The sequence below is a fragment of the Nibrella saemangeumensis genome (assembly GCF_039541915.1).
Lineage (GTDB): Bacteria > Bacteroidota > Bacteroidia > Cytophagales > Spirosomataceae > Nibrella > Nibrella saemangeumensis.
In genome coordinates this window covers 167,423-188,529 of sequence record NZ_BAABHD010000012.1, presented here as the reverse complement: position 1 = coordinate 188,529, position 21,107 = coordinate 167,423, and the positions used below count along the sequence as shown (strand labels likewise).

Annotated in this window: 17 protein-coding genes; 13 read left to right on the top strand and 4 right to left on the bottom strand. The window is 53.5% G+C overall.

The window, feature by feature from the left end; translation table 11 throughout:
- Nucleotides 1-148 precede the first annotated feature (148 nt).
- Nucleotides 149-2,371: a DNA/RNA non-specific endonuclease gene (locus ABD949_RS06110; RefSeq protein WP_345241610.1), complete on the top strand. Its 2,223-nt coding sequence runs from the start codon at nt 149-151 to the stop codon at nt 2,369-2,371.
- Nucleotides 2,372-2,434: 63 nt separating this feature from the next.
- On the opposite strand, the gene ABD949_RS06105 is transcribed toward ABD949_RS06110, so the two are convergent.
- Entirely contained in the window at nt 2,435-3,691 is a 1,257-nt protein-coding gene (locus ABD949_RS06105) for a PA2928 family protein (protein ID WP_345241608.1), read from the bottom strand.
- 636 nt (nt 3,692-4,327) lie between these two features.
- On the opposite strand from ABD949_RS06105, the gene ABD949_RS06100 reads away from it, so the two are divergent.
- The 9 genes from ABD949_RS06100 to ABD949_RS06060 all read left to right on the top strand — a co-directional run bounded on the left by ABD949_RS06100 (nt 4,328) and on the right by ABD949_RS06060 (nt 14,212).
- Nucleotides 4,328-4,888: a cupin domain-containing protein gene (locus ABD949_RS06100; protein WP_345241606.1), complete on the top strand. Its 561-nt coding sequence runs from the start codon at nt 4,328-4,330 to the stop codon at nt 4,886-4,888.
- Nucleotides 4,889-5,271: 383 nt separating this feature from the next.
- Nucleotides 5,272-5,862 (top strand): DUF1572 domain-containing protein, encoded by a 591-nt coding sequence (locus ABD949_RS06095; RefSeq protein WP_345241604.1) that lies wholly within the window; start codon nt 5,272-5,274, stop codon nt 5,860-5,862.
- Nucleotides 5,863-5,946: 84 nt separating this feature from the next.
- A complete protein-coding gene (locus ABD949_RS06090) occupies nt 5,947-6,828 on the top strand; it encodes a sugar phosphate isomerase/epimerase family protein (RefSeq protein WP_345241602.1) in 882 nt (293 codons plus the stop codon).
- A 76-nt stretch (nt 6,829-6,904) separates the two neighbouring features.
- Nucleotides 6,905-7,207: a DUF1330 domain-containing protein gene (locus tag ABD949_RS06085; RefSeq protein WP_345241599.1), complete on the top strand. Its 303-nt coding sequence runs from the start codon at nt 6,905-6,907 to the stop codon at nt 7,205-7,207.
- Nucleotides 7,208-7,272: 65 nt separating this feature from the next.
- Nucleotides 7,273-9,438: a polysaccharide lyase family 8 super-sandwich domain-containing protein gene (locus ABD949_RS06080; RefSeq protein WP_345241597.1), complete on the top strand. Its 2,166-nt coding sequence runs from the start codon at nt 7,273-7,275 to the stop codon at nt 9,436-9,438.
- Nucleotides 9,439-9,468: 30 nt separating this feature from the next.
- Nucleotides 9,469-9,924, top strand: a complete 456-nt coding sequence (locus ABD949_RS06075) for a hypothetical protein (RefSeq protein WP_345241595.1) — start codon at nt 9,469-9,471, stop codon at nt 9,922-9,924.
- A gap of 36 nt (nt 9,925-9,960) precedes the next feature.
- Nucleotides 9,961-11,547 carry a serine hydrolase gene (locus ABD949_RS06070; RefSeq protein WP_345241593.1) on the top strand — a complete coding sequence of 529 codons (1,587 nt, stop codon included), beginning with the start codon at nt 9,961-9,963 and terminating at the stop codon, nt 11,545-11,547.
- A 22-nt stretch (nt 11,548-11,569) separates the two neighbouring features.
- The gene (locus ABD949_RS06065) at nt 11,570-13,234 is read left to right on the top strand and encodes an SMP-30/gluconolactonase/LRE family protein (RefSeq protein WP_345241591.1); all 1,665 of its coding nucleotides are present in this window, start codon (nt 11,570-11,572) and stop codon (nt 13,232-13,234) included.
- Nucleotides 13,235-13,273: 39 nt separating this feature from the next.
- On the top strand, nt 13,274-14,212 hold the full coding sequence (locus ABD949_RS06060) for a sugar phosphate isomerase/epimerase family protein (protein ID WP_345241589.1): 939 nt from the start codon (nt 13,274-13,276) through the stop codon (nt 14,210-14,212).
- Between the two features lie 58 nt (nt 14,213-14,270).
- On the opposite strand, the gene ABD949_RS06055 is transcribed toward ABD949_RS06060, so the two are convergent.
- On the bottom strand, nt 14,271-14,855 hold the full coding sequence (locus tag ABD949_RS06055; RefSeq protein WP_345241588.1) for a hypothetical protein: 585 nt from the start codon (nt 14,853-14,855) through the stop codon (nt 14,271-14,273).
- Nucleotides 14,856-15,059: 204 nt separating this feature from the next.
- Between ABD949_RS06055 and ABD949_RS06050 the strand changes: the two genes are divergently transcribed.
- Nucleotides 15,060-15,332 (top strand): acylphosphatase, encoded by a 273-nt coding sequence (locus ABD949_RS06050; RefSeq protein ID WP_345241586.1) that lies wholly within the window; start codon nt 15,060-15,062, stop codon nt 15,330-15,332.
- Nucleotides 15,333-15,457: 125 nt separating this feature from the next.
- On the opposite strand, the gene ABD949_RS06045 is transcribed toward ABD949_RS06050, so the two are convergent.
- A complete protein-coding gene (locus tag ABD949_RS06045; protein WP_425576731.1) occupies nt 15,458-18,658 on the bottom strand; it encodes a WD40/YVTN/BNR-like repeat-containing protein in 3,201 nt (1,066 codons plus the stop codon).
- 237 nt (nt 18,659-18,895) lie between these two features.
- Here ABD949_RS06045 and ABD949_RS06040 point away from each other — a divergent pair, with 237 nt between their 5' ends.
- Nucleotides 18,896-19,690, top strand: a complete 795-nt coding sequence (locus tag ABD949_RS06040) for a hypothetical protein (RefSeq protein WP_345241583.1) — start codon at nt 18,896-18,898, stop codon at nt 19,688-19,690.
- An 8-nt stretch (nt 19,691-19,698) separates the two neighbouring features.
- On the opposite strand, the gene ABD949_RS06035 is transcribed toward ABD949_RS06040, so the two are convergent.
- Nucleotides 19,699-20,247 carry an RNA polymerase sigma factor gene (locus tag ABD949_RS06035; RefSeq protein WP_345241581.1) on the bottom strand — a complete coding sequence of 183 codons (549 nt, stop codon included), beginning with the start codon at nt 20,245-20,247 and terminating at the stop codon, nt 19,699-19,701.
- A 275-nt stretch (nt 20,248-20,522) separates the two neighbouring features.
- On the opposite strand from ABD949_RS06035, the gene ABD949_RS06030 reads away from it, so the two are divergent.
- The gene (locus ABD949_RS06030) at nt 20,523-21,101 is read left to right on the top strand and encodes a DinB family protein (RefSeq protein ID WP_345241579.1); all 579 of its coding nucleotides are present in this window, start codon (nt 20,523-20,525) and stop codon (nt 21,099-21,101) included.
- Nucleotides 21,102-21,107: the final 6 nt, after the last annotated feature.

The following is a 21,107-nucleotide window of genomic DNA, read 5'->3' as shown; positions in this document are numbered from 1 at the left end:
AAGAACTAAACAGGTAGGAGGGAGATGCGCCCCCAGAGGGTTACCGTTTATGCCACTCTCAACCGCTTGATAAAGAGTTTACTGACTGGATACGGCTTTTCTGTAACTTAATAGTGTACTATTGGATACCCTTTAACCAAACGTGATTATGGCTGCACCCGTTAACGAATATGCCTTTGACTATGAGGTTATGCGACAGGCTGCCAGCCACTGGCAGCAACATAAAGAGTCACGGGAGCAAAAAACAGCTTCATTGAAGGAAAACCATTATGTGCTGGCAGAATCCAGGCAGCGGCTGGCCAAACGGGCTAACCGGCTTATCGCCCAGGTGAAAGAAACGCTATCCCATAATGCCGAACCGGATACGGCCGAAACGATATCCGAAGGCCTGAAGGAATTAGTTGAGCGCGGACCCATCAGGGAAGACGAAATCAGCAACGACCTTATGGAGCGGGTCATTGGCGAAACCCGCGATTTTCTGTCGATCGAGTTTCTCGAAAAAGCCATGAAGGCCAGTCGGTGCGTAGGTCGTATTGTTACCGAATTAGGGCGGGGAAGAAAAAGCTTTGGCACCGGCTTTCTGGTATCACCCCGACTGCTGTTGACCAACAACCACGTATTGCCTTCCGCCGAACTGGCGGCAATCAGTCTGGTGGAATTCGATTTTCAACCGGATATTTTGGGGAATGCCTTAACCGTCCAGCGCTTTACGCTGCTGCCGGATGCGTTTTTTCTGACGGACAAAGGGCTGGATTTTAGCCTGGTAGCCGTAGCCGAAACGTCCAAGCTGAATAAACCCCTAAGTGCGTATGGTTTTCTGCCGCTGATGCGGGAGGAGGGTAAGATTATTCTGAAGGACTGCGTCAATATCATTCAACACCCGAGGGGTGAAATGAAGCAGGTGGTGATTCGGGAAAACGAACTGGTCGATTTGCTGGATTCCGGGTTTGCCCATTACAAGGGGGATACCGAACCGGGCTCGTCGGGCTCACCCGCTTTCAACGACCAGTGGGAGGTGGTAGCCCTGCACCATTCCGGAGTGCCAAAGATGGACGGTGAAGGTAACTTCATCGACATAAACGGCAATATCTGGCGGCCAGGCGACGACCCCAGCCGGCTGGTGTGGGTCGCCAACGAAGGGATACGGGTATCGCGCCTGGTTGACTTCATCTCAAAAGCCAGTATCAACGGTCAGCAAAAGACCCTCCAGGACCAGTTGCTGACGCTCGGTATGCAGGCTACTCCCACGCCCAATACTGACCCCATTATTACCCCCGGCAACGAAACAGAGTCGCCTGCTCCCCAGCCTCCAACGGTCAAACATACAGAAGGGTCGGCCACCCTCAACATCCCGATCAGCATAAACAACGGGTCTATTACCCTCACCATTCCCCTCACCATTACCATTAGCCTGGGGACTCCAATTGTGGCGGGTCAGCCGGCTTCTGATGAATTGGGGCTGGAAGCGATTCGGCCTGATCCGGATTACTCGAACCGCCCTGGCTATGATCCTGACTTTCTAGGGTTCAATGTGCCGTTACCAAAACTGACCAACAGCATCCGCAGTCAGGCCCTGGAGGTACCCGGCGGCAATGGTGCCAATAAGTTTGAACTGAAGTATTACCATTACAGCGTGATTATGAATCGCCGGCGACGCATCGCCTTTGTGTCGGCCGTAAATAGTTGGGCGGATGCACCCTTTAAGCAAGGCCGAACGGATAAGGATAAATGGTTTACTGATCCGCGTATTGGATCGGCCGCTCAGACCGACGAAGACCTGTACCGGGCGAACCCGCTTGATCGGGGGCACCTGACCCGACGCGATGATGCCGCCTGGGGTAATACGGCGATTGAAGCTAAACAGGCCAATGACGATACCTTCCACTTTACGAACTGCTCCCCTCAGCATGAAATCTTTAACCAGAGCCAGAAGGCCAGTCAGAAAGGATTGTCGCTGTGGGGTAATATCGAAAACCACATTACTAGACAAGCCCTCCGCAACCAGAAAAAGCTGACCGTCTTTAATGGCCCGATCTTCCGTAACGACGACCGGCTTTACCGGGGTGTGCAGCTGCCGCGTGAATTCTGGAAACTGGTCGTGATGGAGAAAGATAACGGCAAACCGGCTGCCCTGGCGTTTATCCTGAGTCAGGAGTCGTTCATTAAAGACCTGCCACAAGAGGAATTTGTCGTGGGAGAGTATAAGCCGTTTCAGGTAAAGATTCGGGAGCTGGAGAGCAGAACCAAACTGGATTTTGGTTTGCTTCGGACGTTCGATCCCCTCAATAATGAGCTTACTGAGCGCTTCTTTGAGTCCGGTACGGAAGCTATCCCGCTGGAGAGTCTCGACGACATGATTCTGGAGGATTAACGAGCAACCCTTTCGGCCTGTCGCCCGACATCGGGTGTGGCCGCAGCAGGCGATTTAATTTTGTCAGATGGAACTGCTGGTAGCACCTACCGAAAATTCCCGTCGTTTGCCTGTCCTGGTGTCAATCCAGACCAGCAATTCTTTACGCAGGCGGGTCGGCTCGTTTTTAGTAGCGTAGCCGGCCATAATGAGGTGGGTGCCGCCGTCGGCGATCTGATCCAGGTCGGCGATACCGGTCGGTTGCCGCCAGAGACTTTTGCCGTCGCGGCCAATTCGCACCACCACCCATGGGCTGTCGGTCCCCAGTTTATCCCGGCACAACACCAGACTTGAACTGGGGTCGGGCACATCCCAGATCGACCGCGCACCGCGTTTCAGGAAGCCTCCCTCCAGAAATCGTTCCTCGCTAAGCTGCTCAACCCGGGCGGGGTCAATCTCCGGTTGGTTACGGTCGTCGAGTTGGTAGGCAACCCGGTACAGGAACCGGGAGACTTCGCCGTAGGGTTTTGACGGCCTGACTGACCATTTACTGAGGGCTGTCCGCTCGCTTTGGGTGAGCAGACCATACCACTGGCCAGTCCGGGGCCCACCGGTCCGGTCCCTTTCCGGACGCGTCATGAATGAGTTAATGACATATCCCTCCAGGTCCTGATAAAAGGGGAAAAGACCGGGTGGCCGAACGTAGGTAAAGCCGCTTTCGGCGGTTTTTTGCCAGGTTACCTGCTCCAGCAGCGATTCCTGCGCGGGTGAAATTTTTCCGGTGCGGGCATCAATCTGGAAGAAACGGGCATCTAAACCTTTGAACAGCAACGCCTGATGCGGCTCGGATACTTTATAGAAGCGTTCTTCGGTGGGTATGTTGTCGGCCAGGTCCGGATTACGCTCCCGGATCTGTTCGCCCGTCAGGGTAATCGCCAGCGACTTCGGATCGCGGACTTCCAGCCCCTCATTCCACAGCCAGAATCCGCCCGGTACCGGCCCCAGCATGGATGGGCCGCGCCCGATCAGCGCATTTTTAATATCCCGAATCCGTTGCCTGTGCAGCACCTCGCCGGTCTCGGCATGACGGGCTATCAGGACATAGCGGGCAAACGGGGAGGTAAACGAGCTGCGTCTGCTGAAGTACTGTTTCTCCCACTGTTCTTCGGTCAGGTAATAGATCGTTGGCTGCCCATCGCTATCAGCCTTCCACAAGGCACCGCTTATCGCGGGCGGGTACGTCTGCCAGTCTCTGGGCTGCAGGAGTGAACCCACTACCAACGTAACAAACAACCCGGCTAACCCGATTAATACCACCCGACCAGTACCTGCCTTTCGCATAGGAGTGAGGTTTTACCGAAAAAGTAAAGCAAATGTCTGATACGATCAAAAAAAACTATGATTTCCGTCCGTATTAATCAAAAAGATCATTCAACGGGGTTACAGCGCAACGGTATGGTATGCCGGTATCCACAAGACGGCCACAAATCTTCAATACGTAGCCCTATTTGTGGCACTTCAGGCTACGCCGGATGCGTTTGAGTTACCCCAGTTTTATATGTAATGCGGTATGTTGGCGACGATCGCCAAAAAGTATATAGGGTAGCTTTCAATATTCCGGGCCCGCAGCACAGGGAGCAATCATACCGATTAAACAATCGCGTTGCTATTTTTGGAAATGTAGAGGTAAATCTATTCATTTGTTTTAACGCAGCCCAAGCTACGTCGTAAAAAGGCCACGGACCTATAAAGTACTGATAGTCCGATATAAGTAGTTCTGTAAATTCGCGCACAATGATATGTTGGGTGCAGGTGCAGCGATGGGCTTGTGCGTGGTCCGTTAGGTGGGTTGCGGTCGATAAACAGCCCGTCCCAGAGGTAAGGCTTTAGGTCTCCATTTCCGGGTCGCGGCTGACAGGGTGAACGCCCCGGTAAGGCAAGTTGGGGTAAGCGAATGGTTTAAAATTCAATAAATTTATGAGCCTACTACCAAAATACAATCGGAAACGTTTTTTGTCGCTTTATTGGATAGTTCCTTTCTTAGCTTCCTGTAATCCACTTCGGGCCTTTTCAAAACAAAGCCAAAATAAGCTAAAGCGTCGTGTTGTTACAGGCGTTAATGCTAATGGTAAATCAAGTATTATTAGTGATGGATTTGTTCCAAAGAATGCAACATACTCTGACCCGGGACACTTAGAAATAAACACCCTATGGGTTGAAAATCAAGTTCCTGTTGCCTTTGACAAACAAGCTGAAACCCTTGACGGATATGCTTTTACGCTTGAGCCATCTTACGGGGGATTTAAGGCGTATTTTATCACTTTTGAGCCTGGTTACAAACCCGATTTTCACAAAACGGACACAATCGATTTCATATTTATTATCTCCGGTAAGCTCGAATTACTGGTAGAGGGGGGATCAACCATTCTCGCTTCCGGTGATAGTGTAGTTCAACGAGGGACTAATCATGCTTGGCGTGTTGTTGGTGACGAACCGTGTAAGGCTGCCGCAGTTGTGATTTCAGCAAAGAAGGGTTAAAATATTCTGCGAGTTTTTCTGTTTGTTGCGTTGTTTCGCTTCGCGTAGGTTGGTCTCCAGCGACAGGCAACACGTCCCGAAGTGGGCAATGGCAGCCCAACTCAAACAGGGGTATAAAGACATAAGCTATGTCTGTTCAGGGCGTCCCTCGCTCACCATCAACCCCAGTGATCGTTGGGTGAAGCAAACAGCCAGTAACGTAGTGGTAGGCACTATCCCACCTTCGCTACGCGAATTGAAACTCACAAACGAAACGATATCAAAATCGCCGGAGTCATCTCAACGGATTTGGTTACCAAAACCACTAACGATGGATTACCTTTAGTAGGAAGATCAGGATTAAAGTGCGTAAATGCTGATCTGACTTTAAACGAGACCTCGCTATGCTCAATGACTATCTGGATAGTGTAAAAAAGCAATTTCTGTATTATAAGATGCTGGGAGACAAGACGTTTGTTCAACTCCCGGACGATAAACTGTTTTGGCAGTTTAACGACGATAGCAACAGCATAGCAACCATTGTGAAACACTTATGGGGTAATATGTTATCGCGCTGGACAGATTTTTTGACCACCGATGGAGAAAAGGAGTGGCGAAACCGGGATGCTGAGTTTGATAATGATATTACGTCCAGACAGGCGTTACTGGAAAAGTGGGACGAAGGCTGGGCGTGTTTATTCGAAGCGCTCAATGCTTTGACCGTTGACGATTTAGATCGGCTAATCTATATCAGAAATCAGGGGCATACCGTGTTGGAAGCGATCAACAGGCAGCTTGCCCATTACCCGTATCATGTCGGGCAAATTGTTTTCATCGGAAAAATGTGTGCTGAAAACGGCTGGACATCGTTATCCATACCCAAAGGAAATTCGCAGGCATTTAACGTGGAGAAGTTTTCAAAACCAAAGCAGAAAGGCCATTTTACCGATGATTTTCTGAACCCCGATACGCCTGCTTCCTCACCCAATAAGTAATAAACCTCCATACGAGTCTTTTTTCTACAGCCAGGAAGGTCTTAACGGACCTGCGGTTTTCTTCACCTCCTAATCCTTCCGAACATGGCGGTTATCGACCGAAAAACATTCCTCAAGGAAATTTCCCTGCTGACCGGCGCTTCGTTCCTGTCGGCACCGGCTTTTGCCCATGAGCCAACCCTGAAGAAGCCGGCCATCAAACTCGGGCTGGTTACCTATTTGTGGGGCAAAGACTGGGACCTGCCTACGCTGCTGAAAAACTGTGCCGATACCGGCATGCAGGGCGTTGAACTCCGGGTGGACCACGCCCATAACGTGACGCCCGAACTAACTGCGGTCCAGCGCCGGGAGGTTAAAAAGCGATTTGCCGACAGCCCCGTTCAACTAGTAGGTTTCGGCACCAATCAGCAGTTCGATTTTGTGGATCAGGAGCGGGTCAGGGCGTCTATTGAGCGGGCAAAGGCTTTTGTCCGGTTAAGCGCCGATGTGGGCGGCTCGGGTGTGAAAGTGAAACCCAACGGCCTGCATAAAGAGGTACCGGTCGAAAAAACGCTGACCCAGATCGGCGAATCGCTGAACGAACTGGCCCGGTACGGCGCCGAATTCGGGCAGCAGATCCGGCTGGAAGTGCACGGCGAAGAAACCCAGGAACTGCCCATAACCAAGCGGATCATGGACATTGCCAGCCACCCGAATGCCGCTATCTGCTGGAACTGTAACCCCCAGGACCTGAACGGCAAGGGCTTTGCCTATAATTTTAATCTGGTAAAAGACCGCTTTGGGGCTACCTGTCACGTACGCGAACTCGACCGGACCGACTACCCCTATACCGAACTGCTGACCAACCTGGTCAACATGAAATACGATGGATGGGTCCTGCTGGAATGCCATACGAACCCGGCCGATAAGATCGCTTCCATGAAGGCGCAACGAGCCGTTTTTGACCGGATGATCAGTAAGGTTTAAGCCTCACTACCTGTTTACCTGCTGAAAGGGTGAAAGCAGGAGGCCTGCTATTTTTTCAATTAACGTATAGATATATATGATCTACTTTACTCAGTTGATTTACATAAAAGAAGGGCAGGAAGAGGTTTTTCATCAATTCGAGAATATTGCTATTCCGCTTATTGAGAAATATAACGGTCAGTTGTTGCTACGCATTCGGCCTACGGATGATTCTTTTATTGAGCAACAGATCACCAAACCTTACGAAATCCATTTGGTGGCGTTTGACAATGAGCAGGACTTTGTCGCCTTCAGCCAGGATGAAAGCCGCAGGCAGTTTCTGCACTTAAAAGAGCAGGCCGTCAAAGAATCCATTTTGATTCAGGGGGTAAGACTTTAAGGCCGATAGAAAACGAACGCGGTTAGCTTTATACAGTAGCTAAACCCGAAACATCTCTACTCCCCATGAAAGCAATTCATCGATGGCTGTTGGCTGTGCCAATCCTTATACTATCGGTCTCTTTCTGCCTGGCACAGAATGACCTGAAACTCATCAGGGAACGCATCGTGGCTGACCTGATGACGACGAAGAGCGTTGACAGTCAGGTAGAAAGTATCCTGGCTAAAATGAACGACGACGGCAGCTTTCAGGGCATCAACTACGCAGACCTTAGCCGGACGGCCAGTTTTCCGCATGGCGGGCACACACGCGATCTGGTGTATCTGGCTAAGGCGTACAAGAACAAGTCATCGAAGTATTACCGCAATAAGCAGGTAAAAGAGCAGATCATCAGCGGGCTGAACTACTGGGTGAAGAACGATTTTGTGGGCGACAACTGGCACGACAATCAGATTACCACGCCCACTAACCTGGGCAATCTGATGCTGGTGATCGGCGACGAATTGCCCAAAGACCTCGTTGCCAAAGCCCAGCCCATGATTGGCCGGGCCAATATGAACGCGTCGGGGGCCCGACCGAGCGGTGACCGGATTGTAATTGCCGGAATCCTGGCCAAGAACCTGCTTTTTCAAAATGATTATCAGGCGTTTGACAAGATCATAAAGATCATAGAAGGGGAGATGAAGTTTGCCACCGGTGAGCGGGGCATGCAGCATGATTACAGCTTTCACCACCGGGTCGACCGCGTCAACAATACCTCGTCTTACGGCTACGGAAAATACGCCAACGCCTACGGTGAGTGGTCGTACTACGTGGCCGGGACCAGGTATGCCTTCGCCAAAGAAAAGATAAATCATCTGGTCGACTACTACCTGGACGGCATCTATAAGCAGATGGTGTACGGGATCTACGAAGACATCAGCGTCAAGAACCGCAGTATTTCCGGCAAGGCTACCTTTCAGCCGCAAAGCACGCTCGAAATCGAACGGCTGCTGGTCAGTACGGATTACCGGAAAGCGGAACTGGCCGACATTATCCGGCTGCGCAGGGGAGAAGCCAAACCGTCTGCCTCTTTTGCTAAGTTCTTCTGGCAGACTGAGCATTTTGTGTTTCAGCGCCCGAGGTTTTACACCACGGTCCGGATGTTCTCGACCCGCAACCGGAACATGGAGGAACCGTATAACGGTCCCGGTAAGCTGACCCACCACCGCGCCGACGGCACCAATTACCTCATGCTGAAGGGCGACGAATACCACAACATCTGGCCGGTATACAACTGGCAGAAAATATCGGGTACCACCATCCTGCAGAAGCCGCAGTTGCCAGGGCCTAACGATATTCAGAAAGAAGGACTCACTGATTTTGTGGGCGCGGTGACCGATGGGGTATACGGTGCCGTCGTCTTTGACTTCAAAAGTCCACACGATCTGGTAGAGGCTAAAAAATCGTGGTTCTTCTTTGACGAAGAGTTCGTTTGTCTCGGGACGGATATCAAGTCTAAGCCGGATATGCCGGTCGTGACTACCGTCAATCAGGTGTTGATGAGGAGCGATGTGCGCATGATGCAGGAGGGCGCCCGGAAAAGCGTCCCGAAGGGCAGCCGTACTCTCGATAAGGTAAAATGGGTGCATCATGATCGAATCGGCTATATTTTCCCACAGCCAGCTACCGTCGGCCTGTCAAACCAGACCGAAACGGGCCGCTGGTCGGATATTACCGACCAGAAAAATATCAGCAGGGAGTTGGTCAGCGAGGAAGTGTTTGCGTTGTGGTTCAATCACGGCAACAAACCCACCGGGGCTTCCTATCAGTACATTGTGGTGCCCGATGTGTCGGAGCAACAACTGGCAGAGAGCGCCAGTACCAATCGTTCCATCGAAATTCTGGCCAACAACGCTGAGGTACAGGCGGTAAGACACAGTAAATTAGGGATCACCCAACTGGCTTTTTACAAGGCAGGTACAATGGAGATCGAGAAAGGCGTAAACGTAAGTATGGATAGCCAGGGCATGGCCATGCTGAAGATGCAGGGCGGCCGGCTAAAAGAGCTGACCGTTGCCGATCCGTCGAGAAAGTTGAACCGGATTATGCTTTCGGTAACCGGTACCTATAAAGCAAAAGGAGACAACTACCGAACGCTGGTCGATGAAGAGCATAACAGCACGCTGTTTATCGTGGATTTGCCGCAACGTGTTTATTCAGGCAAAAGTGTTCACCTGAAGGTAGAATGAGCCATCTTTAATGCTCAATCGATCAGAACCATGAAACCTCACCTTGTCCTTACGGCTATAGCCGCCCTTTTTGCCTTGATTGGCTGTCGCTCAAAACAGCCGGATGTGCCGATTATCGGAACCTGGGAACTGATCTCGGCCACAACGACGGAAAAAGATTCGACGTTCTCTACGTTCGATCCGACCCGCAAAATGATCAAGATCATCAACCCCACCCATTTTGCCTTCCTGAATCATGCAACGAACCGCGAAAAAGACACGTCTGCAACTGCCTTTACCGCCGGTGGCGGAACGTATACCTTAGCGAGTGACAGTGTATACACGGAGAATTTGGAATACTTTAGCGATAAAAACTGGGAGAATCATCAATTTCAGTTTGTGGTAAAAATCGTGCAGGATACGCTGATCCAGAAAGGTGTCGAAAAGCTGGAAAAGCTGGGTATTGACCACGTCATTATTGAAAAATATAAACGAGTGAAGCAATAACGCATTGGTAAACGGCGACGGCTGAACGAGTCTTGTATGAAAAAGCGACTGCTGACTGTTATCCTGATTGGGTGGGTCTTCGTCTGGTGCGGACATGCCTTCTCCGCCCTGGCGCAGGTAATTACCTCTCCGCAAATTGATGCGCTGGTGCAGCGTACCTTAACCACGTTTGATGTGCCGGGTATTGCCGTGGCGGTGGTTAAGGACGGACAGGTAGTTCATCAGAAAGGCTATGGCGTACGCTCGCTGCGAACAGGCGCTAAGGTGGACGAGCATACCCTATTCGGCATTGCGTCGAACAGTAAGGCGTTTACGGCTGCGGCCCTGGGTATGCTGATGGATGAAGGCAAACTGACCTGGGATGATAAGGTGATCGATTACATCCCCGAATTCCGGATGTACAATGCCTACGTGACCGAAGAATTTACCCTCCGTGATTTGCTGACCCACCGCAGCGGCCTGGGCCTGGGTGCCGGCGACCTAATGTTCTGGCCCGATTCCAGCAACTTCACCATGAAGGATGTTATCCATAATCTGCGCTACCTGAAACCGGTTTCGGGCTTCCGGACGAAATACGACTATGATAACCTGCTCTATATGGTCGCGGGTGAGGTGATTGAGCGGGTGAGCGGAAAAAGCTGGCCGGAGTTTGTGGAAGACCGGATGATGAAACCGCTGGGTATGAATCGCAGCGCGGGTTCCTATGAGCGTCTGGCCGATAAAGACAATGTCATTGATGCCCACGCGCCGGTAAACGGCAGGGTGCAGGTCATCGACCGGGATAATTTTCGGTTTGGGTATTCGGCGGGGGGTATCAATTCCAGCGTGGCGGATATGAGCCGATGGGTAATTACGCAGCTCAACAAGGGTAAATATGGGCCTAATGGCCGCCAACAGCTATTCAGCGAGAAAATACACGCGGAGATGTGGAAGCCGCAAACGATTCTGCCGGTGTCCGATGCGCCCATGCCACCATACAACACGCACTTTGCCGCGTATGGCCTGGGTTGGAGGCTGAGCGATGTCAAAGGCTATAAGCAGGTAACGCATACGGGTGGCCTGGCCGGCATGGTGACGCAGGTAACAATGCTTCCCGAGCTTCAGTTGGGCATTATTGTCTTCACGAACCAGCAATCCGGCGCTGCTTTTAGCGCGGTGACCAACACCATCAAGGACAGTTATCTTGGGCTACCGCCCATGGATTGGGTTCGCCGGTACAGCGAGCAGGTAAAAAAAGGGCAGGCCGATGCCGATAAGCTTACCAAAGACATCTGGGACGGCATTGCCCGCGAGCAGAGAGCCAATACCACGCCGGTTGATTTTACCAGATTCGCCGGTACATACCGGGACCGGTGGTTTGGCGACGTAGTTATCAACCAGCAGGGAGGAAAGTGGTGGTTTCGTTCCCTGCGCTCGCCTAAACTGACGGGTGAGTTATTCTATTACAAAGGCAACACCTTTGTGGTGAAATGGAACGACCGGAGCTTCGACGCCGATGCCTACGTGACGTTTCTGGTGGATGAATCGATGCACCCGGCCTCCATTAAAATGAAGCCGATTTCTCCGCTTACCGATTTTAGTTTCGATTTTCAGGATCTGGATTTGCAACGGGTGAAGCCCTAAGGTGTACCCGCCCTAACCCATTATGAAGAACCTTATTCCCATTGCTTTGCTTTGCTGGGCAATACTTTGCCGGGCAACGGTTGCGCTGGGTCAGTCCGCAGCCGAGAACTACCCCGACGATCCGGCTTCCATCGAACAACCCGGCGTTCCCAAAGGCGAGGTGCTGAAGTTCACGTTCGACCAGTCGAAAATCTTCCCCGGCACCTGGCGCGAATATTGGGTCTATGTTCCGGCTCAGTATCGATCCGATAAACCGGCTTGTGTCTACGTCAACCAGGACGGTATCCAGTGGAAAGCGCCTACCGTGTTCGATAACCTGATTCATCAGGGACAGATGCCCGTGACCATTAGCGTTTTTGTGGCACCGGGTCGGGTGCGGGCGGCCAATCCGGACAAAGCCCTGGATCGCTACAACCGCAGTTTTGAGTATGATGGTCTGGGCGATGCCTACGCCCGGTTTATCCTGGAGGAGATTTTGCCCGCCGTCGAGACGCAAAAAACCAGCGATGGCCGGTCGATCCGGCTGTCGAAAAACGGCAATGACCGCGCCATTGGGGGTTCCAGCAGCGGAGCCGTTTGTGCGTTTACGGCGGCCTGGGAGCGTCCAGATGCTTTTTCGAGAGTGTTTAGCGCCATTGGTACATACGTGGGGCTGCGGGGCGGGGACCGGTATTCGACGCTGGTCCGGAAAACGGAGCCTAAACCCATTCGCGTGTTTTTGCAGGATGGCGCCAATGATCTGAACATTTACGCCGGCGACTGGTGGAAAGCCAACGAAGCCATGGAACGGGCCCTGATGTTTGCGGGCTATGAGGTCGAGCATGTATGGGGCGAGGGCGGCCATAATGGTAAACACGGTACGGCCGTTTTTCCCCAGGCCATGCGTTGGCTCTGGAAAGACTGGCCCAAACCCGTTACCACCGGAAAATCCAAAAATCAGTTTTTAAGTGATATGCTTCTGCCGGGGGAAGGCTGGCAACCCGCCGGATCAGCCGCGCAAGCCACCTCTAAAACGCAAAAACCCGGCCGCGCCGTCCTGGGGCCCAACGGCACTACCTATGTGCTGGCAAATACGACCAAACAGGTACTGGCTTATGACGCATCCGGCAGGGAAAAAGTAGTGGTTCGGGGCATCACGGGTACTGATCTGGTGGTGGCACACAACGGTAACGGCTACCTGCTGGCGGCCGACCGTGCTGACCATCGCAGCCGACTTTATCTGATCCGGCCAACCGGCGAGAAAATAGAGGTCGATGAAGGGCTGAATGGCGCAACCGGCATCGCCCTTACGCCGGACCAGACGCAGTTGTATGCGCTGGAGTCTGCTACCCATTGGGTCTGGATCTATCAGATCAATCCGGATGGTACACTTGGCAGCAAACAGCGGTACGGCTGGCTGCACGTTCCTGATACCGCCGAGAATGCCGGAGCTAGCGCCATTACCTGCGACCGGGAGGGGCGCGTGTACATCGCCACCCGACTCGGTATTCAGGTGCTGGATCAGCTAGGGCGCGTCAACGCGATTTTGCCGGTGCCGGGCGGACAACCTACCCGGATTACCTTTGAGGGTACCGATTTCAAAACACTGACCATCCGCTGTGGAGACAAACTATTCAGCCGAACGCTTACTATGCAGGGGGTGAAGCCGTACGAGGCTCCGGTAAAACCCGCAACGCCAAGGCTTTAACCGCTGCACGAACCTTATAGCTGATTAGCTGATAAATCCATGAGAGACAATACACTCCCGCGCCGTACCTTTCTGCAATCAACTGCCCTGCTGACGGGTAGTCTGATGGTGTCCGGTACCGCTTTGTCAAAAACCGCCCCCAATGCCCTGCGGCTGGGTGGTCCTATCTTCCTGAAAAGCGACGATCCCGCCGAACTGGCGCGGGAACACCGGCGGCTGGGCTACAGTGCCGCCTATGTGCCGGCGGTTGACGGGAAGGATAGTGCCAAAATCCGGGCGTTCGAAAAAGCCTTTGCGGAGCAAAACGTGGTCATTGCCGAAGTAGGCGCGTGGGTCAACATGCTGGATCTGGACCCCGAAAAACGGGCAAAGAACCTGACCTACGTGACCGAACGGCTGGCGCTGGCTGATGCCGTAGGGGCACTTACCTGCGTGAACATTGCCGGTTCGTACAACCCAAAAAAATGGGACGGTCCCGACGCCCGGAACGTGTCAAAAGAGTTTTTCGACGCGACCGTCGAAAACTGCCGGAAAGTAATTGATGCCGTGAAACCAAAGCGGGCTAAATTCTCCCTCGAAATGATGGGCTGGAGCCTGCCCGACGGACCCGATTCATACCTGAAATTCCTTAAAGCCATCGACCGCCCGGCCTTTGGGGCGCATGTCGACATTGCTAACATCGTTAACTCCCCCGACCGCTACTACAACAATACCGCGCTCATCAACGAGACATTTAAAAAACTGGGTCGCTGGGTCGTATCGGTACACGGTAAAGATGTAGTCGGAAAAGATGCCCATCTGGCCGAGACCATGCCCGGCCGGGGTGGCCTTGATTATATCACGTACCTGCGCAATGTCACCGCGTTGCCGCAGCCGGTGCCGTTTATGCTGGAGCATTTGCGCACGGCCGACGAATACACCGAAGCCCGACAGCATGTCATGCAGAAAGCAGCCGAGGCTCAGATCCCGCTGGCCTGATATCACCTTTTGACTTTTGATCTCACTATGGCCCAACAGCCTCTGGTAAGCCGGGTTTTTATATGGATTCGGTTCGGCTGGATTGGCTGGAGCGACTGAATTGTCTCATCAGCAACCGAACCAGGCCGTACAGGATTAACCCCAGGGATAGCGCAAAGCCGCCCCATTTCAGATTGGAAAAAACCATGCACAGGATAGCCACCGAACGCGACGCATCCGGGTAGGTGTTGAGCAGGGTCACGATACAGGCATTTTCCAGTAAGTCAAAGAGCATGGCCGCCACCGGAATCAGATTAACCCAGTAAAAAGGCGTATAGGTTCTGGACCGGAACAGCAGCGACAAAGCCACGCCCAGCAGAAACGTATAAATGACCGGATACGCTACATCGGCGGTCAACACGCCAAAGGCATAGTAGGGGCGGCCTTCCGGTCCGTACATAGCAACCATTTCCAGAATCTTATCGGGATCCGTATTGGCAATCAGCAGGTCAACGGGGCCGATGGCCTTACCCGCATAGGCGTTCAGATTCTCCTCAATTGTTTTAAGAAAGTACGCCGGAAAAACCATATAGAAGGGGATGGCCACCAGCAGCGTCTTCCAGGAGGCAATGCGGTAAAAAAAGGCAGAAAGGGTACGTGTCATAACGGTTAGGGATTTCAATCTGTGAATTTAAAAGTTTTTGTATAAAGAATCATAGGCTGCAGAATAACCTCGGCGGTATGGCAGTGGCGCTGACAGGTCTGTACCGTACGGGGATTTGTTCAGCTATCCGAAAATTCCCTTTAAACCCCAACGAAACCAAAAACTTCTGAGGCCGGAACGGGTTACTGTACCAAAACAAATACGATGAAAAAGAACCTGATTATTCGCATAGCCGGTGATTTGCAGGGTACGCTGTTTCGGCAGGAAGCCCGGCAAAAAGCCGAAAAGCTGGGCCTGAACGGTACGGCCCAATACGAGGAGGATGGCAACCTGCACATAGAGGTCGAAGGGGAGCCGGAGCAGCTCGAAGCCTATTTACAGTGGTGTGAGCAGGGACCGGAGGGGACCCGGGTCAGCCAGGTAGATGTGGAGGAAGGGGCGCTTCAGGGATACGACCGCTTTCTGGAGATGCGGTAATTCCGTTAGCCAGTCAAAAAAGGCGCAGGCTGACCAGCAATTGCTGGTCAGCCTGCGCCTTTTGCGTGCATCGTATAGACTTATGCTTCGTCGAAGGGTTACCGGTTTTGCGGTTACCCCCTTTTCTAGCCTTTGCTATCCAGCACAATAGCGGGTATTTTTTGTTCCGCCACCATCTGGTTAAAGGCCGGAACGCGTTTGTTAACCAGGTCTTTCAGCTTGGCGAGGGCTGCGTCAATCTGGCCCGCCAGCGACTCATATACGACGTACGATGCCTTCGTAGGCTTTGTATCCGCCGAAGCTACCGCCGAGGCTACCCCCGCCAGTTTGTCGTTTAGCCGGATAGGATAGGCCAGCAGGTCCTGGAACGCTTTCGCTTTGGGTTGCATCAGCGTAGATTCTAGCTGATCGAGTTCGTCCAGCATCGGCTTGGTCAGGGGTTTGAACCGGCTTACCATGGCAGTATCCTTCATCGCGTTCAGGTAGCCGTTGATCTGATTCCGTATCTGGCGGATCTGGTTAATGCCCCGGTGCGTTTCCGACAGCTTGTTGTTGATCTTCTGGATAAACGCAAACTGCTCCTGGTACTCAGCATCGGTGGTCTTCAGGCGCGGGTCTTTGCGGATCTCGAACGTTTGCTCCTGCACCAGCGAGTCGCCCAGCAGCAGCCGTACTTTGTAGGTTCCCGGAATGGCTTTCGCGCCGATACCCCGGCCGGTCCACATCACATTAGTGCCCTCTACGGCTGTGGCGTCGGGGTAGCGCATATCCCACACAAAGACGTTCATCCCCGGTTTGGCCGGGATCAGCCCCGGCCGCACCAGCGTCGAATCTTCGTAGAAGTCTTTCGAGATTTTCAGGGGCTGGCCTTTCCGGTCCTTCAGGCTGGAGTAGGAAATGATGCTGTCGCCGTTGGCGGTTACAAACTGTAGCTTCAGTTCTTTCGCTGGCTGGTTCTTCAGGTAATAGCGGACAAGAACGCCGTTTGGTGCATTTTCGCCCACCGTCGGGATGGCCTGCTGCACACTACCGCCCAGCATCCGGTAGGCATGGCGGGGCTTGAACAGGTGCATATTGGCCAGACCGGTTTTCTGCTTATCCATGATCTCGTGCAGCGGGGTAATATCATCCATGATCCAGAACGAGCGGCCGTGCGTGGCGACCACCAGATCTTTTTCCTGCTTGTGGATCTGCAAATCCCGAATGGGCGTAATCGGCAGGTTCTGGTTTAGTTTCTGCCACGAGCCACCATCGTTAAACGACACATAGATGCCCCGTTCGGTCCCGGAAAACAGTAGCCCTGGTTTGTTGGGGTCTTCGCGCACGACCCGGCAATACTCATCGGCCGGAATACCGGCGGTAATGGGTGTCCAGGTTTTGCCGTAGTCAGTGGTGCGGAACAGGTAGGGCCGGCGGTCGCCATTCTGGTACCGGTTGGCCGCCAGGTACGCTTTGCCGGGCATATGATCGGAGGGGTGCACGATACTCATCAGCGATCCCGCGGCAATCAGCGACGTGGGCGGGGTAATATTCTGCCAGTTTTTGCCTCCGTCGCGGCTGATGTGCATGAGCCCGTCGTCGGAGCCGGCCCAGAACACATTCTTCTCCACGGGCGATTCGGCAAAGGTGAACACCGTGGGGTAGGTCTCGGCCCCCGTGATGTCTTTCGTGATGGGGCCACCGGTTTCCCCCTGGGTTTTGGGATCATTGCGGGTCAGGTCGGGGCTGATGTCTTCCCAGGTGTGGCCGTTGTCGGTGCTGCGGTGTACGTGCTGCGAGGTAACGTACAGTACTTTCGGATCATGAGGGGAAAATACAATCGGGTAGGTCCACTGGAAGCGGTACTTCCGCAGCGACGCCGGGGCCCCCATCCCATATTCCGGATAAACGTTTACGACCTGGTTCTGGTCGGTGGCTTTGTCGTAGCGGGACAGGAAGCCGTCGTAGTTACCGCCATAGGTGATATTCGGGTTCGTCGGGTCGGGCGTGATGTAGCCCGATTCGGCCCCGGCTACGGGAAACCAGTCGTTCGGGCCGATGCCAAAATCGGTATTGCGGCTGGCGATGCGCAGCGAACTGTTGTCCTGCTGGGCACCGTAGACATTGTACGGAAAGTCGTTGTCCAGCGCCACATGGTAAAACTGCGCGGTAGGAATGTCGATATCGGAGAAGGTCGCCCCGCCGTTGAAGGTTACTTCGCCCCCGCCATCGTCGCCGATGATGAAGTTCAGCGGATTTCTGGGGTTCCACCAGATATCGTGGGTATCACCGTGGTGGACGGGTACATTCTGGAACGTTTTTCCGCCATCGTACGATTTCAGGGCATTGACGTTGAGCACGATGAGGCCGTTTTCGTTCTGCGGATCGGCGGCCAGCATCATATAGTACCAGGGCCGCTGCCAGAGGTTTTTGTCTTCGTTGATGAGTTGCCAGGTATTGCCGGCATCGTCGGAGCGGTACAGGCCACCCTTCGCGTTTTCGATCATGGCGTACAGTCGGTTCGAGTTGGCGGGTGATACCGTAATGCCGATTTTACCCAGCAGCCCTTTGGGCATACCCGGCCGGTTGTTCAACGACACCCAGGTATCGCCCCCGTCGGTGGATTTATACAGTCCGCAGCCGGGCCCACCACTGCTCATCGAATACGGGGTGCGGTAAGCCTGCCAGAGGGATGCGTACAGGATAGAGGGGTTGTTCGGATCCATCTTCACCACAGCCGCTCCGGTGCTGTCGTTCTTAAACAGGATCTTCTGCCAGGATTTCCCCCCATCTCTGGAGCGGAACACCCCCCGGTCCGGATTGGGCGCGTATGGGTTACCCAGCGCAGCCAGGTACACCAGATCCGGGTTTTGCGGATGCACCTCAATGTTGCCGATGGCGTCGGCCAGTTTCAGGCCCATGTGCTTCCAGGTCTTACCGGCGTCGATCGATTTATAGACGCCATCGCCGTAGGAGATATTGCCCCGGATTTCGGCCTCACCCATACCCACATAAAGAATATTGGGGTCGGAGGGAGCCACCGTGATCGCCCCCACGGATGAGGACTGGAAGGTGCTGTCGGAAATGTGGAACCAGTTGCTGCCGCCGTCGATGGTTTTCCAGACGCCCCCGCCAGTGGCACCGAAGTAGTAGGTGAGAGGTTGGTCCGGGTGACCCGCAACCGCCAGCGAACGGCCCGCCCGGAACGGACCAATATTGCGCCACCGAAGGCCGCTGTACAGTTGGGGTGAGCCCATTGATGAGGTGATGGCTGCCGCCGGTTTCCCTTTTTGCGCGGCTCTTCGGGTCTGCCCAAGGCCATCCGACGGGGCCGTCAGCCATAGCATACCCGTCAGCAAACAGAGGCCGGCCGATACGCCAGGTAAATACTGCTTCATAGGATTAGTTAAGAAGGAACGAATGATCTTTTGTCCAAATTACCGAAAAAACGAATGGCCGTTGACGGGCGGTTTAAAATTTTGCCGGTGGAAAGAAAAAATAACGCATTCTGTGCCGAGGCTGTATTTTCGGGCGGTGGAGACAGGAAGCGCGGAGAGTGGAAGGAAATATGGAATAACAAACGAATGAAACAGGCATACGCCATCCTGCTAATCAGCCTCTCGGTAAGCCTGGGGGCCTGCACCTCGATCCGCAAACGCTCGGATATTTTCAGCCTGAATCAGGTGTATCTGGTGGGCGGCCGGCAGACCGTATATGCCCAGGACAGGAACGGCACGGTGCAGCCCAAAGAACTCAGCCGGCCGGCCAAAGCCGCGCTTTATGAGCGGAATGATACCCTGTTTGCTGAATTTGTGACGGCTGCCCTGCCGTTGCCGGACCAGAATCCGCGTACGCTCGACCAGTCAGATTCCCTGGCCGTGCTGCTGGTACACTACCATGCCCGGCCAAACGGTATCGACGAAAAAAGCCCGTGGTTCCGTTACCACCTGACTTCGTTTGACATCGACCTCTTTACGGTGCCGTTTAAGTACCGGTTCGGGCAGCAGGGAAATCCGGGTGAGCTCACAACCACCCCCAATTTGGGGTTGTACACCGGTATACGCTACGATCTGGGGCGGCACCGCAGCGTGTATTTCCGGCGCGAGCGACGCTCCGAGATTCAGTCGTTCAGCTTCGGGGCGGGAGGCTTTGTCAGCATGGACCCGGTGCGGGTATATGATTACAACACTGGCGCGCAGGTGTCGAGCGAGTACGAGGCCCTGGGAGTCAATTATGGGGTGGCGGCTATTCTGGGCTACCGGGCCATCACGGCCGGTCTGGCGCTGGGCTTCGAGAACCTGGCCGACCGGAACAACCGCTTCTGGATGTACCGCAACAAACCCTGGCTGGGCTTGACCGTCGGTCTGAACATCAACTGACGGGCGGGTCAGGCAGCCATCGCCAGGCATTTCTTGCGGAGCTTATCGCGGGTGCGCTTGAGCCGCATCTTCACGGCCGAATTCCGGACGTTTATCTGCCGGGCAATCTCATCAATCTCCAGCCCCTGTACGTATTTCAGGCGCAGCACCTGCACTTCTTCCGGGTGCATGGTTTCCAGGGCCTGGTTCAGGGTCTGGTGGTTCGTTTCAATGATCCAGGCATCATCGGTGTCGGTGAGCGAATCGCAGTGATACTCCTCCAGTGGTATCAGCGTAGTACGGCCTGAGCGCCGGAGCTGGTCCATGCAGTAGTTGTAGGTAATAGAATAGAGCCAGGTCGAAAAGGTCGATTTTTCTTTAAACCGTTCCAGATTGGCCAGCACCCGCACAAACACATCCTGGGTGAAGTCCTGCGCCTGCTCCGGGTCTTTCGTCAGCGACAGGCAGCGCCGGTACACCTTACCGGCATAGCGGTTGTAGAGAATTTCAAAGCATTTGTGGTGGCTTGTCTCCAAATAGGCTCTGATGAGGTCTTCGTCTTTCGGGTGGGTATTCATGAGCGGTAGTGTTCTCCGTTATGACCATTGGTTGATTTGATTGTAAAGGTGAAACAATTCTCATCTGAGCAACTTAAATTGAAGTTAAGCTTTAGTTAACAAGCCATTAAAAGCAAATTCGGGGCTTTTAATGGGTTTATGCCGGGAAACCAACTGGCCCGGTTGGGTCATCAGATAATGATTTGCCCAATTTTTCGCATTGACATAGAGAATGAATTACCTTTGCTTTTGGGTTCCGGCCAGGAGGCTGGGGCCGTTTAAGCAAGACAATACCTATGGTTCAGAACGACGAATTAATCCGGATTATAGATCTACTCAACACAACCTACGAGGGCGAAGAGGCCTGGCATGGGCCGTCGGTGGTGGAGGTCCTGCGGGGCGTTTCGCCCGAGATGGCGGGCCGTAAAATTACGCCCAATACGCACTCCATTGCCGAACTGGTCTTTCACATGACAAGCTGGCGGATCTTCTGTGTCAAGAAAATGCAGGGCGACGCTACCTTTGACATTACCACGCCCGAAAAGAACTTTGGTTCACCCAACCAGAAGATCGACGCTTTTGAGTGGGAGGCCCTCCAGATGGAACTGAGTCTCAGCCAGGAGGAACTGATTAACGAGTTGGACAAGCGCGATGATGATGAATTCCTGGAAGACATCGTGCCGGGCCGGGATTATACCTATTACGATATGCTGCACGGCATTATCACCCACGACCTGTACCACGCGGGCCAGATCATGATCCTGAAGAAAGCGCTGACCTTTAAAGGCGTGGGCGGTAATTCCAGTCAAAACGGGGATGATGAGGATGATTTCAGCCCACGCTACGGCGACGCGTACGATATGGATGATTATTAGGCGGTA